Genomic DNA, 12988 nt, shown 5'->3' with positions numbered 1-12988 from the left:
GCGGCTCACCGGTCCTGCCAGCGGAAGGTGCGCACGCACAGGAGGAGGCCGACGACGCACCAGATCCCGAGCACGATCGCCACCGTGCCGAGCTCCCAGGAGCCGGCCGGTTCGCGGGCGGCCAGGGAGTCCGGCAGGAAGACCGACCGCAGCCCCTGCGCCAGCCACTTGACGGGGAAGACCGCCGCGACGTCCTGCAGCCAGCGGGGCACCTGGTCGAAGGGCATGAAGACGCCGGAGACGAACTCGAGCACCAGGGCGATCGGGGTCACCGTCGCCGACGCCGACCGGGAGTTGCGGGCCAGCGACGAGACGGCGATGCCCAGCAGCGTGCAGGCAGCCGCGCCGAGCACGGTGACCCACGCGAAGGTCAGCCAGTCCCCCCCGGACGGCAGGTCGATGCCGAAGACGAGGACGCCGACGAGCAGCAGGACGAGGATCGTCGCCAGCGTCACGGCGACCACCTGCGCGACCTTGCCGACGAAGTAGGCGCTCTTGGGCATCGGGGTGCCGGCCAGGGCCTTGAGCGTGCCATCGGACCGCTCGCCGGCGATGTGGATCGCCATGTTCTGCAGGCTCGCCCCGACGATGCCCGCGGTGATCACCCCGGCCATGAAGTACTGCGGGAAGTCGACGCCCGAGCCGAGGTCGTAGTCGAGCACCGCCCCGAGGCCGAGCAGCAGGATCACCGGGAACAGCAGGGTGAACACGACGGACTCGCGCTGCCGGAAGAACTCCTTGAGCTCCACCCCGGCCCGCGAGCGGCAGACCCGGCCGACCGACGGCAGGGCGGTGCGTGCGGGCGCGGTGGCGGTCACGAGTGGTCCCCGATCATCTTCAGGTAGACGTCCTCGAGCGTCGGCCGGTTCACCGCGAGATCGGGCACCTCGCCGGGAAAGCGCGCGGCGAGCTCGGCGACGAACGCGGTCGGCGTGGCCGTCTCGGCGGTCCGCCGGGCGCCGCCCTCGGTCCAGCTGACGACGGCGGGCGCGGTGCCGCGTCCGCCCAGCGCCGTGGGGACGGCGACCTCGGCGAGCTGCCCGTGGGCGAGGACACCGACCCGGTCGGCCAGCTCCTCGGCCTCGTCGAGGTAGTGGGTGGTCAGCAGCATGGTCGTGCCCAGCTCGCGCAGCGACCGGATGAGCGCCCAGAACTGGCGCCGCGCCTCGGGGTCGAACCCGGTCGTCGGCTCGTCGAGGAAGAGCAGCCGGGGCCGGCCGACGATGCCCAGCGCCACGTCCAGCCGGCGGCGCTGGCCGCCCGACAGCGTCCGGCCGCGGGCGCCGGCCTTGTCGGTCAGACCGACCAGCTCGAGCACCTCGTCCGGGTCGCGGGGGTCGGCGAAGTAGGACGCCTGGGCGGTCAGCAGCTCGCGGACCGACAGCTGGCTGTCCCCGGCGCCGGACTGCAGCACGATGCCGAGGTCGGCCTTCCAGCGGCGGCCGCCCTTCGCCGGGTCGACCCCCAGCACGCGCACCTCACCGCCGTCGCGCCCGCGGTAGCCCTCGCAGATCTCGACCGTCGTCGTCTTGCCGGCGCCGTTGGGGCCGAGCAGCGCGAAGATCTCGCCGCGCCGGATGTCGAGGTCCAGACCGTCGACGGCGGCCCGCTCCCCGTACCGCTTGACCAGGCCGCGGATGGAGATGGCGGCCTCGGGGTCGAGCGGGGAGGCCGGCTGCCGCAGCGGCGCCGCCGTCGCCGTCGTTCGGGTCACGACAGACCAGTGTCCCCTACGACCCTGCGGTGATGCGGTCGAGGACCAGCGGGAGCGGCTCGTCACCGGTGTCGACGCCGATGGCGCCCTCCAGCGCGGCCAGCGCGCGCGGGATCCGGTCGGCGTCGTCGGTCTGCAGCTCGAGCAGCGGCTGGCCGGCGGTCACCTGCTCCCCCACCCCGGCGGTCCACACGATGCCGGCGGCGGCCTGCACCGGGTCCTCCTTGCGGGCCCGCCCGGCGCCCAGCCGCCACGCGGCGACGCCGAGGGAGTAGGCGTCCAGCCGGGTGAGGGTGCCGGTGGCCGGCGCGGTCACCACGTGGGTCTCGGCCGGCCGCGGCAGCGGGGCGTCGGGGTCGCCCCCCTGGGCGGCGATCATCCGCCGCCACACGTCCATGGCCCGGCCGTCGCGGAGCGCCTCCGCGGGGTCGACGTCCTCCCGCCCGGCGCCGGCGAGCATCTCCCGGGCCAGGGCGAGGGTCAGCTCCACCACGTCGGCCGGGCCGCCGCCGGCGAGCACCTCGACGGACTCGGCGACCTCGACCGCGTTGCCCGCGGCCCGGCCCAGCGGCCGGTCCATCGCCGTCACCAGGGCCACGGTGCGCACGCCGGCCGCCTCGCCCAGGCCGACCATGGTGCGGGCCAGCGTGCGGGCGTCGTCGGCGCTCTTCATGAAGGCACCCGAACCGGTCTTGACGTCGAGCACGAGCGCGTCGGCGCCCTCGGCGATCTTCTTGCTCATGATCGAGCTGGCGATCAGCGGGATCGACTCGACGGTCCCTGTGACGTCGCGCAGCGCGTAGAGCAGCTTGTCCGCGGGAGCCAGGTCGTGGCCGGCCGCGCAGACGACGGCGCCCACGTCGCGCAGCTGCGCCAGGTAGGCCTTCTCGTGCACGTCGGCGCGCCACCCGGGGATCGCCTCGAGCTTGTCCAGCGTGCCGCCGGTGTGCCCGAGGCCCCGGCCCGACAGCTGCGGCACGGCAACCCCGCACGCCGCCACGAGCGGGGCCAGCGGCAGGGTGATCTTGTCGCCGACGCCGCCGGTGGAGTGCTTGTCGGCGGTCGGCCGGCCCAGGGACGAGAGGTCCTTGCGCTCGCCGGAGTCGATCATCGCCTGCGTCCAGGCGGCGAGCTCGCCGGCGGCCATCCCGCGGAAGAACACCGCCATCAGCAGCGCGCTCATCTGCTCGTCGGGCACTGCGCCCCGGGTGTAGGCGTCGATCACCCAGCGGATCTGCTCGGGCGAGAGCTCGGCGCCGTCCCGCTTGGCGCGGATGACGTCGATCGCGTCGTGCGCGGCCATCAGCCCTGCCCCCGCTCGGCCGTCGCTGCCCCACCGGCGGACCGCGTGGCGGCAGCCGTGAGGTCCTCGGGGCCGAAGGCATCGGGCAGCACCTCGCGCATCGGGACGATGCCGAGCGACACCGTCTCGATGAGCATGTCGGCGCCGCCGTGCTCCCACAGCAGCTGCCGGCACCGGCCGCAGGGCATGAGCGGCTGCCCGTCCCCGCCGACGCAGGCCACCGCCACCAGCCGGCCGCCGCCGGTGCGGGCGAGGTCGCTGACCATGCCGCACTCGGCGCACAGCGCCAGCCCGTAGGAGGCGTTCTCCACGTTGCAGCCGGTGACGACGCGGCCGTCGTCCACCAGCCCGGCGACGCCCACCGGGAACTGCGAGTAGGGGGCGTAGGCGTGCGTCATGGCCTCGCGGGCCGCGGCCCGCAGGGCCTCCCAGTCGGGCTCGGGCAGGGCGGTCACTAGTGGTCCCCTCGTCGGTACACGAGTCCGTCCGCCTTGGGCATCCGCAGCCGCTGGGCGGCCAGCGAGAGCACCAGCAGCGTGATCAGGTGCGGGGTGAACGAGACGATGCCCTCGGGCAGCTCCTCGATGGTCAGGAACGCCACCAGGCTGGCGGCGGCGAAGACGACGGCGAGCCCCGCCTGGACGAGCCGGCGCCGGCCGACCTGGTAGAAGGCGACGGCCAGCAGCAGGATCGCGATGAGCAGCAGGAGGGCGACGACCGCGCCGCGGCTGCGCAGCTGCAACCCATCGGCGTAACCGAACAGGCCCGCGCCGGCCGCCAGGCCGCCGGGGCGCCAGTTGCCGAAGATCAGCGCGGCCAGGCCGATGAAGCCGCGGCCGCCCGTCTGCCCCTCGCGGTAGATGTTGGCCACGAACACCAGGGCGACGCCGCCCAGCCCGGCGAGCGCCCCGGAGATGATCACCGCGAGGTACTTGAGCCGGTAGACCGGGACGCCGAGTGAGTCGGCGGCCGCCGGGTTCTCGCCGCACGAGCGCAGCCGCAGGCCGAAGGCGGTGCGCCACAGCAGCAGGTAGCTGGCGGGCACCAGCAGCACGGCGATCAGGGTGAGCACCCCGACGCCGCTGGTCAGGCCGCGCAGCAGCCCGGCGATGTCGGAGAGCAGGAAGACGTCGGTGCTCTCGACGTCGCCCAGCAGGTCCGGGCCGGAGGAGAGCACCGGCAGGGAGAAGTTCGGCGGCCGGCTGGCCAGCGCCGGGGACTGGGTCACGCCACCGCCCTCGGTGCCGCCGGCGTACAGCAGCTCGGACAGGAAGCGCACGACGCCCTCGGCGAGGATGTTGATCGCCACGCCGGAGACGACGTGGTCGACGCCGAAGGTCACGGTCGCGACCGCGTGCAGCAGCCCGCCCAGCGCGCCGAAGACGGCGCCGCCGATGATCGCGGCCACCCAGCCCCACTGGTAGCCGGCCCAGCCGGCGCCCCAGGTGCCCAGGATCATCATGCCCTCGAGGCCGATGTTGACCACGCCCGCGCGCTCGGCGAACAGACCGCCGAGCGCGGCCAGGCCGATCGGCACGGCCAGCAGCAGCGCCGCCGCGAAGGTGGACGACGACGTGAGCGCCTGCTCGCCGGAGATGATCCGGACGACCGACATCAGCAGGATCAGGCCGATGAACAGCCAGGCGAAGCGCCGGGCCCGGCCGCCGCCGAAGAAGAGCTCGGTGAGCGGGCCCCGGCTGGGCGTGGTGGCGGGTGCGGACGTCGCGGTGCTCATCGTCCCGCCTCCTGGCGGTCGTCGGTGATCCGGGTGCCGATCGGGCCCTCGGGGCCGGCGGAGGTGCCGCCGTCGGCGGTCCCCGTGTCGCCCTGGCCGCTGTCCCGCCCGGCCCGCCGGCGGGTGAGCTGGCGGGCGACCTCGTTGGCGACGACCACCGACAGCACGATCGTGCCCTGGATGATCGTGACGACCGAGGCCGGGATGTCGGCGAACTGCAGCGGCACCGCGGCCCGGTCCAGGAAGGCGAACAGCAGCGCGGCGAACGCGATGCCGAGCGGGTTGTTGCGGCCGAGGAGCGCCACCGCGATGCCCAGGAAGCCCAGGCCGGCGGTGAACTCGGTGCCGAAGTGGTAGGTGCGCCCCAGCAGGTCGGGCAGGCCGATGAGGCCCGCGATCGCGCCGGAGATGAGCATCGTCTTGATGACCATGGCCTTGGCGTCGATCCCGCTGGCCGTGGCCGCGGACGGCGAGAACCCGGTGGCGCGCAGGTCGAAGCCGAACCGGGTGCGCTTGACGAGCACCGAGACGACGATGCCCACCACGACCGCCACGAGCAGGAAGCCGTACAGCGAGGAGCGCGGCTGGGCCAGCCCGACGACGTCGAACAGCCCGTTGAGCGCCGGGAAGCGGCCGGACTCCGGGAGGTCCTCGGTGGTGATGATCGCCGCGCCCTCCTCGCTGCCCCGGAGCGGCCCGGTGAGGAGGAAGGAGGCGGTGCCCAGGGCGATGAAGTTGAGCATGATCGAGCTGATCACCTCGCTCACGCCCCGGGTGACCTTCAGGACGGCCACGATGCCGGCCCAGAACGCGCCGACCGCCATGGCGACGACCATGATCAGCAGCAGGTGCAGGGGCGCGGGGAGCACCACGGCCGCCCCCGCACCGGCGGCGAGGACCGTCGCCATGCGGTACTGGCCCTCGACGCCGATGTTGAACAGGCCCATCCGGAAGGCGACCGAGACGGCCAGCCCCGCGAGGAACAGCGGCACCGCGCGGTTGAGGATCACCACGATGGCCTGCGTCTGCTGCGACGGGGTGTCGCCGAAGTCGAAGAGCACCTGCAGCGCGGTGGCCGGGTTCTGCCCGATGGCGAGGATGACCAGCGTCGTGATGACGATCGCGACGGCGACGGCCAGGGCGGGCGCGAGCAGGGACGAGCCGAGCCGGCGGACGGCGGTCACGCGGCACCCACCGAGCCGCCGGTGGCCCCGGTCATGTGCCCGCCCAACTGCTCCGGCGTCACCGACGTCGGGTCCAGGCTGGCGACCAGCCGGCCGCGCAGCATCACGTGCAGCGTGTCGGACAGGCCGATCAGCTCGTCCAGGTCGGCCGAGATCAACAGGATCCCCATCCCCTCCGCGCGGGCGTCCTTGAGCAGCTCCCAGATCGAGGACTGGGCGCCGACGTCGACACCCCGGGTGGGGTGCGCGGCGAGCAGCAGCCGGGGAGCCGAGCTCATCTCCCGCCCGATGATCAGCTTCTGCTGGTTGCCGCCGGAGAGGGCCACCGCCAGCGTGTCGGGTCCGGGCGCGCGGACGTCGTACTCGCGCATGATCCGCTGGGTGTCCGCCCGGGCGCCCCTGCGGTCGATGAACGGCCCCTTGACGGCCGGCGGACGGGTCTGGTGGCCGAGGATGCGGTTCTCCCACAGCGGGGCGTCGAGCAGCATGCCCTGGCGGTGCCGGTCCTCGGGGATGAAGCCGACGCCGGCCTCGCGCCGGGCCCGGGTGCTCCAGCCGGTCACGTCCTCGCCGGCGAGGACGACCGAGCCCCCCGCCAGCGGGCGCAGGCCCATGATCGCCTCGACCAGCTCGGCCTGGCCGTTGCCCTCGACGCCGGCGATGCCGACGACCTCGCCCTCGCGGACGGTGAGCGTGACGTCGTCGACGGCCGGCCGGCGGGCCCCCGGCGTGGTGACGGTGACGTCCCGGAGCTGCAGCACCGGGGTCTCGCGGACGGTGGACGTGCGGGCCCCCGGGGAGGGCAGCTCCGAGCCGACCATGAGCTCGGCCAGCTCGTGGGCGGTGGTGGTCTCCGGGTCCGCCGTGCCGACCGTGGTGCCGCGCCGGATCACGGTGATCGAGTCGGCCACCTTGCGGACCTCGTCCAGCTTGTGCGAGATGAAGATGACGGTGAGCCCCTCGCGCTTGAGCTCGCCGAGGTTGCCGAAGAGCTCGTCGACCTCCTGCGGCACCAGGACCGCGGTGGGCTCGTCGAGGATGAGCGTCGTCGCGCCGCGGTACAGGACCTTCGCGATCTCGACCCGCTGCCGGTCGCCGACGCCCAGGTCCTCGACCAGCACGTCGGGCTCGAGGTTGAGGGCGTACCGGTCGGAGATGTCCCGGATGCGGCGCCGTGCCTCGGCCCGGTCCAGCCGGCCACCCTTGGTCGGCTCGCTGCCGAGGACGATGTTCTCGAGGACGGTGAAGTTGTCGGCGAGCATGAAGTGCTGGTGCACCATGCCGATGCCCGCGGCGATCGCGTCGGCCGGGCTGCGCAGCGACACCTCGCGGCCGTCCAGCAGGATCGTGCCCTCGTCGGGCCGGTGCATCCCGTAGAGGGTCTTCATCAGCGTCGACTTGCCGGCGCCGTTCTCCCCCACGATGGCGTGCACCTCGCCGCGGCGGACCCGCAGCTCGATGTCGCGGTTGGCGACGACGCCGGGGAAGCGCTTGGTGATCCCGCGCAGCTCCACGGCGTAGGGGGCACCGGAGCCCGGTCCGTCACCGGCCGGCGGTGTTCCGCCGGTCGCTCCTGCTGCGGCCATGGGGGCCTCTCTCTCGCGGTGCGGCCGCGGGTAGGCGGCGCACGTCCACTCGTCTGCTCCGGCGACGACGGGGTCTCTCCGTCACGCCGGGTCGTACCGGGGACCGGGGGACGGCCCAGCCGATCCGGCCCGGGCATGATCCCCCACCGCCCCGCGTCACCGGAGCCCGCCCCCGCGCCGGTGCGGCACCCGGGACCACGACGGCGGGCCCGGGCGTGTGCGCCCGGGCCCGCCGTGGACCGTTCCGGTGGACGCGGGCCCGCCGGCAGGCGGGCCCGCACCGATCACGGGGTGGTCGGGACCTCGATGTCACCGTCGATGATCTGCTGACGGTAGTCCTCGATGACGTCCTGGATGTCGTCGATGAAGCCGCCCGAGGTGGCCAGGCCGACACCGCCGGTGGACAGGTCGTTGAGGATGTCCACGCCGCCGTCGATGTTGCCCTCGGCGAAGTCCTTGATGTAGGCCTCCACCGCGTTGTCGACCCGCTTGAGCATCGACGTCATGATGACGGCCTGCTGGTCGGGCGAGGCGCTCGCGTACTGGTCGGAGTCGACGCCGATGGCGCGCTGGCCGGCCTCGACGGCCGCCTCGAAGACGCCCTCACCGGAGCCGCCCGCGGCGTGGAACACGATGTCCGCACCGTTCTGGAACATGCCCTGCGCCGCGACCTTGCCGCCCTCGGGGTCACCGAAGCCGGAGGGGTCACCGGCCGGGGACAGGTACTGGGTGTCCACGATGATGTCGGGGTCGACCGCCCGCGCGCCGGCCTCGAAGCCCGCCTGGAACTTCTCGATCAGCGGGCTCTGCTGGCCACCCACGAAGCCGATGTGCCCGGTGGCGCTCTTCGACGCGGCGGCGACGCCGGCGAGGAAGCTGCCCTCCTCCTCGGCGAAGATGAGACCGGTGAGGTTGTCCACGCCCATGTCGGCGACCGAGGTGTCGACGATCGCGAACTGGGTCTCGGGGTAGTCGGCGGCGATGTCGCCGATGATGTCGCCGTAGGCGAAGCCGACCGCGATCACCGGGTTGTAGCCGTTCTCGGCGAGCTGGGTCAGCAGCTCGGCGCGGTCGGAGCCGTCCTCGTTCGGCGAGAGCTCCTGGATGTCGTCCTCGACGCTGCCGCCCAGGTCCTCGATGGCGGCCTCGACACCGGCGATCGCCGAGTCGTTGAAGGACTTGTCGCCACGACCGCCGGTGTCGTAGGCGACACCGACCATGAGGTCGCTCTCGCCGCCGCCGCTGGTGCCGCCCGAGGTGCTGTCCTCGTCGCTGGCACAGGCCGCGAGGGCCAGGCTGCCGGCCAGCAGCAGCGCCGCGGCCTTCGTCATCCGCGCTCGGCGCAAGACGATCTCCTTTTCTGGGGGGATGTCCCGCCTCGAGGCGGGTCTCCCGGGGGTGGGAAGCACGTGTCCCCGGAAGCCGCCTCGGGCGACCCACGGGAAGGGACGACCACGGACGCTAATCCCGCTGACCGAGGGGTCTACAACGTCTGGTCCGGACTGAGACCCGATCGTTGCGAACCCTCATGCGTTCGTGTCCCGGGCCTCCCCATCGCGGTGGCCTGCGTCACGGCGGATAACCTGCCCTGACATGGGACGACGGTGGCGGGCGGCGTCCGTGGTGCTCGCCGCGGCGCTCGTGACCGGGGTTCCGGCGCCCGTCCCGGCGCAGGCGGACCCGGCCGCCGGGGCGACCCGGACGTCGCCCCGACCCACGGCCGATCCCACCGCCCCGACGCCCACGGCGCCCCGCACCGGCCTGCCTCCCCGGGGCAGCGCCCCCGACGGCAGCACCGTGGGCGGCGAGCGGCTGCGCACCCGCGGCGTGGTCGTGACCGCCGACGCTCCCCCGCTGCCCGACGGCATCGCCGCCTCCGGCTGGCTGGTCGCCGACGCCGGGACCGGCGCGGTGCTCGGCGCGCGGGACCCGCACGGGCGCTACTACCCGGCGAGCACGCTCAAGACCCTCACCCTCCTCGCGCTGGTCCCCAGGCTCGACCCGGCGCAGGTCGTGGAGGGCACGGTGGATGACGAGCAGATCGAGGGCAGCCGGGTGGGTCTGGTCGCCGGAGGCCGCTACCCCGTCCCGCTGCTGTTCACCGCCCTGGTGCTGCAGTCGGGCAACGACGCGGCGTCGGCACTGGCCCGGGCGGCCGGCGGGGAGGCGGCCACGCTCGCCGCGATGAACCGGACCGCCGCGGAGCTGGGCGCCTTCGACACCGTCGCCGGCAGCCCGTCGGGGCTGGATGTCGCGGGGCAGTCGACGTCGCCCTACGACCTGGCCCTGATCTTCCGCGCGCTCGTCGAGGACCCGGTGACCGCGGAGGTGCTGCGGACCCCGACGGCCGACATGCCGGCCGTCGAGGGGCGGGGGCCCGGCTTCCAGATCCAGAACCAGAACCCGCTGCTCGGCAGCTACCCGGGCAACCTCGGGGGCAAGACCGGGTTCACCGACGCCGCGCGGCACACCTTCGTCACCGCCGCCGAGCGGGACGGCCGCCGGCTGGTGGTCAGCGTGCTGGACACCGAGAACGTGCCGCTGCGGGCCGCCGACCAGGCCGCCCGGCTGCTCGACTGGGGCTTCGCCGTCCCCCCGACCGGCACCGGGGTGGGCCGGCTGGTCCGCCCCGGCGACCTCGTGTCGACGCCGACGACGACGCGGAGCACCACCCCGCCGGCGGTCGCCCTCCCGGGCACGGCGGCCGCCCAGGCGGAGGCCGGACCGGTCGCCGACGGGGCCGGCCGGCAGTGGACGGCGGCCGCATTCGCCGTGGTCGCGCTCGCGGTGCTCGGCGCGGTCAGCGCGACGGTTCCCGCTCGTCGTCGGGCACGTCCGACTCCTCCGGAGCCGACTCCTGGGCGGCGCCCTCCACCGCGGGGTGGCTGGCGGTCCAGGCGGCGGTGAAGAAGGCGAACCGGAAGACGATGTTGATCCACACCAGGATGCCCACCGCGCCGCCGAAGGCCGACGCCGTGACGCTGCCGGAGATCAGCGACAGGTAGAGGTTGCCGATCAGCTTCATCGCCTCGAAGCCGGCCGCGCCGAACAGCGCCCCGGGCAGCAGCCGCCGCACCGGGTGCGGCGTCGAGGACACCACCTTCAGCAGCCACAGGAACACCACCGTGTCGCCGGCGAAGGCCAGCGCCAGGCTGACGACCGCGGTGAGCACGAAGAGCCCCGGCGCGCCGTCGAGACCGAGCACCTCCAGGACCCAGGACGTCGCCCATGTGGCGACCCCCGTCAGCCCCAGGCTGAGCAGGCCGACGACTCCGAGCAGGACCAGCGCCAGGAGGTCCTGGACGTTGTCCCGGAGGAACTCCGGCTCGTCGGCGTGCCCCTTCCAGATGCGCTCCATGCCGACGCGCAGCTTGTCCATCGCGCGCAGTCCGGCGTAGAGGAAGCCGACCAGCCCGATGACGCCGACCACCTCGGCCGAGCCGACGGCGCCGCGCAGCTGCGCCACGATCTCCTGCCCCGTGGTGCCGGGGAACGTCTCCCGGATGGCGTCGTACAGCTCGGCCTGGAGCAGTTCGTCGCCGGCGAGCACCAGCCCGATCGCCGAGGCGGCCATGAGGAGGACGGGGAACAGCCCCAGGAACACGAAGTACGTGACGCCGGCGGCCATCAGGTCGCCCTGCACCCGGCGGTAGCGGCCGCCGGCGCGAGCCAGGTGGTCGAACCACGGGGACCGCCGGCGCGCGGCGTCGATGGTGCCCTCGACGCGGTCCCACATCCGGGCCGGCCAGCCCTTCCGGGCCGGGGCGTCACCGGAGCTCGCGGAACTCACCGCCCGAGTCTGGGCGATCGGCCCCCGCGCCGCGCCCTCAGCGCGCGGAACCGGTGAGCGGGTACTCGCGGGCGACCGCCCAGCCGCCGCCGGGGACCTGCTCGAACTCCGTGAAGTGCTCGACCCGGAACTCCGCCGACAGCTCCTGCAACCCGCTGTAGGCCAGCTCCAGCATGTCGGCCGGCACGTCGTGGGCGACGGTGACGTGCGGGTGATACGGGAAGGACAGCGCCCGGGCCAGCGGGCCCTGGCGGACGTCGTTGGCCAGCAGCTCGCAGTTGCCGATGCCCCGCGCCACGGTCACGAAGACGACGTCGGAGACGGGCGTGAACGTGCCCGTGCCGGCCAGGTGCATGTCGAACGGGGGGTGGCCCGCGGCGACCGCGGCCAGGTGCTCGGCGATGGCGCCCCGCGAGGCGACCGGCACCTCGGTGGGCGGCAGCAGCGTCACGTGCGGGGGGACCAGCGCCGCCTGGGGGTCGCCCACCTTGGTGCGCCAGTCGACCAGCAGCGTCGCCCACGGCTCGGGCACCGGGACGATGACGCCCAGGACCGCGGTCTCCGGCGGTGCCTCCAGCCGGCCCACGAAGGTGTCGTCGTTCACGGGCGGGGCCCGGCCGGGGGCAGGAAGCCGACCCGCTCGTAGACGGTCTCCAGCGTGGTACCGGCCACCTCCCGGGCCCGCGCGGCCCCCGCGACCAGCACCCGCTCGAGCTCGGCGGTGTCGGCCAGCAGCTCGGCCGTGCGCTGCTGGATCGGCGCCAGGGCCTCGGTGACGACCTCGGCGAGCTCCTTCTTCAGGTCGCCGTAGCCCCGGCCGGCGAAGTGCTCCTCCAGCTCGGCGGTGCTCTTCCCGGAGAAGGCCGAGTGGATGGTGAGCAGGTTGGTGACGCCTGGCTTGGCCACCGGGTCGGCCACGACCTCGCGGCCGGTGTCGGTGACCGCCGAGCGGAGCTTCTTGGCCGTCACCTTCGGCTCGTCGAGGAGGTTGATGCAGCCGGCCGGCGGCAGGCTCTTGCTCATCTTCTTCTCCGGCGTCTGCAGGTCGAGCACCTTCGCCCCACCCGCCGGGATGTAGGCCTCCGGCAGCGTGAACGTGGCGCCGTACCGGCCGTTGAAGCGGGTGGCGAGGTCACGGGTCAGCTCGAGGTGCTGCCGCTGGTCCTCGCCCACCGGCACGCGCTGCGCCTGGTAGAGCAGGATGTCCGCGGCCTGCAGCACCGGGTAGGTGAACAGCCCCACCGACGTGGGGCCGGCGCCCTCGCGGGTGCTCTTGTCCTTGAACTGGGTCATCCGGCTGGCCTCGCCGAACCCGGTCAGGCACTGCAGGACCCACGCCAGCTGGGCGTGCTCGGGCACGTGGCTCTGCACGAACAGGGTGCTCCGGTCGGGGTCCACCCCGAGGGCCAGCAGCTGGGCGGCCGACACCAGGGTGCGCCGGCGGAGGACCGCCGGATCCGGCTGCTCCAGGGTGATGGCGTGCAGGTCGACGACGCAGTAGAAGGCCTCGTGGTCCTCCTGCATGCTGACCCACTGCCGGAGCGCACCCACGTAGTTGCCGAGGTGGAAGGAGTCCGCGGTCGGCTGGATGCCGGAGAGGACACGGGGAAGAGCCACGTCGGCCATCAAACCAGCCGGGACCGCCCGCCGTGCCGCCCTCCCCCGTCCCTCCGCGC

12 protein-coding genes are annotated in these 12988 nt (G+C 73.9%); 1 reads left to right on the top strand and 11 read right to left on the bottom strand.

Annotation, left to right across the window (positions count from 1 at the left end):
* Positions 1–5: 5 nt before the first annotated feature.
* The 8 genes from ACI79T_RS15170 to ACI79T_RS15135 form a co-directional block, all read right to left on the bottom strand.
* Positions 6–818: an ABC transporter permease gene (locus ACI79T_RS15170; protein ID WP_456610906.1), complete on the bottom strand. Its 813-nt coding sequence runs from the start codon at positions 816–818 to the stop codon at positions 6–8.
* Complete coding sequence (locus ACI79T_RS15165) at positions 815–1714, bottom strand: ABC transporter ATP-binding protein (RefSeq protein ID WP_456610905.1); 900 nt, start codon at positions 1712–1714, stop codon at positions 815–817. Before ACI79T_RS15165 ends, ACI79T_RS15170 begins: the two co-directional genes overlap by 4 nt.
* A 16-nt stretch (positions 1715–1730) precedes the next feature.
* Positions 1731–3017: a thymidine phosphorylase gene (locus ACI79T_RS15160; protein WP_456610904.1), complete on the bottom strand. Its 1287-nt coding sequence runs from the start codon at positions 3015–3017 to the stop codon at positions 1731–1733.
* Positions 3017–3472 (bottom strand): cytidine deaminase, encoded by a 456-nt coding sequence (locus tag ACI79T_RS15155; RefSeq protein WP_456610903.1) that lies wholly within the window; start codon positions 3470–3472, stop codon positions 3017–3019. The genes ACI79T_RS15160 and ACI79T_RS15155 overlap by 1 nt, the downstream gene beginning before the upstream one ends.
* The gene (locus ACI79T_RS15150; RefSeq protein ID WP_456610902.1) at positions 3472–4752 is read right to left on the bottom strand and encodes an ABC transporter permease; all 1281 of its coding nucleotides are present in this window, start codon (positions 4750–4752) and stop codon (positions 3472–3474) included. Before ACI79T_RS15150 ends, ACI79T_RS15155 begins: the two co-directional genes overlap by 1 nt.
* On the bottom strand, positions 4749–5936 hold the full coding sequence (locus ACI79T_RS15145) for an ABC transporter permease (protein WP_456610901.1): 1188 nt from the start codon (positions 5934–5936) through the stop codon (positions 4749–4751). The genes ACI79T_RS15150 and ACI79T_RS15145 overlap by 4 nt, the downstream gene beginning before the upstream one ends.
* Positions 5933–7522 (bottom strand): ABC transporter ATP-binding protein, encoded by a 1590-nt coding sequence (locus tag ACI79T_RS15140; RefSeq protein ID WP_456610900.1) that lies wholly within the window; start codon positions 7520–7522, stop codon positions 5933–5935. Before ACI79T_RS15140 ends, ACI79T_RS15145 begins: the two co-directional genes overlap by 4 nt.
* 284 nt (positions 7523–7806) lie before the next feature.
* Positions 7807–8868, bottom strand: coding sequence for a BMP family lipoprotein (locus tag ACI79T_RS15135; protein WP_456610899.1), 1062 nt, complete (start codon positions 8866–8868; stop codon positions 7807–7809).
* Positions 8869–9115: 247 nt separating this feature from the next.
* On the opposite strand from ACI79T_RS15135, the gene ACI79T_RS15130 reads away from it, so the two are divergent.
* Positions 9116–10429 carry a D-alanyl-D-alanine carboxypeptidase family protein gene (locus ACI79T_RS15130; protein WP_456610898.1) on the top strand — a complete coding sequence of 438 codons (1314 nt, stop codon included), beginning with the start codon at positions 9116–9118 and terminating at the stop codon, positions 10427–10429.
* On the opposite strand, the gene ACI79T_RS15125 is transcribed toward ACI79T_RS15130, so the two are convergent.
* From ACI79T_RS15125 to trpS, 3 genes are read right to left on the bottom strand one after another with little or no spacing between them, the layout of a single operon-like run.
* Positions 10323–11312: a YihY/virulence factor BrkB family protein gene (locus ACI79T_RS15125; RefSeq protein WP_456610897.1), complete on the bottom strand. Its 990-nt coding sequence runs from the start codon at positions 11310–11312 to the stop codon at positions 10323–10325. The genes ACI79T_RS15130 and ACI79T_RS15125 overlap by 107 nt on opposite strands.
* A 37-nt stretch (positions 11313–11349) precedes the next feature.
* A complete protein-coding gene (locus ACI79T_RS15120; RefSeq protein ID WP_456610896.1) occupies positions 11350–11916 on the bottom strand; it encodes a 2'-5' RNA ligase family protein in 567 nt (188 codons plus the stop codon).
* A complete protein-coding gene (gene trpS, locus ACI79T_RS15115; RefSeq protein WP_456610895.1) occupies positions 11913–12938 on the bottom strand; it encodes a tryptophan--tRNA ligase in 1026 nt (341 codons plus the stop codon). Before trpS ends, ACI79T_RS15120 begins: the two co-directional genes overlap by 4 nt.
* Between the last annotated feature and the right edge of the window lie 50 nt (positions 12939–12988).

Source organism: Blastococcus sp. SYSU DS0619, assembly GCF_054051035.1.
This window is presented reverse-complemented; position numbering and strand designations above follow the sequence as displayed.

What these genes read in the sequence shown, in the direction of transcription:
- ACI79T_RS15160 (WP_456610904.1), bottom strand. Translation starts at nt 3,017, where the DNA reads ATGGCCGCGCACGACGCGATCGACGTCATCCGCGCCAAGCGGGACGGC.
- ACI79T_RS15130 (WP_456610898.1), top strand. Translation starts at nt 9,116, where the DNA reads ATGGGACGACGGTGGCGGGCGGCGTCCGTGGTGCTCGCCGCGGCGCTC.
- ACI79T_RS15150 (WP_456610902.1), bottom strand. Translation starts at nt 4,752, where the DNA reads ATGAGCACCGCGACGTCCGCACCCGCCACCACGCCCAGCCGGGGCCCG.
- trpS (WP_456610895.1), bottom strand. Translation starts at nt 12,938, where the DNA reads ATGGCCGACGTGGCTCTTCCCCGTGTCCTCTCCGGCATCCAGCCGACC.
- ACI79T_RS15140 (WP_456610900.1), bottom strand. Translation starts at nt 7,522, where the DNA reads ATGGCCGCAGCAGGAGCGACCGGCGGAACACCGCCGGCCGGTGACGGA.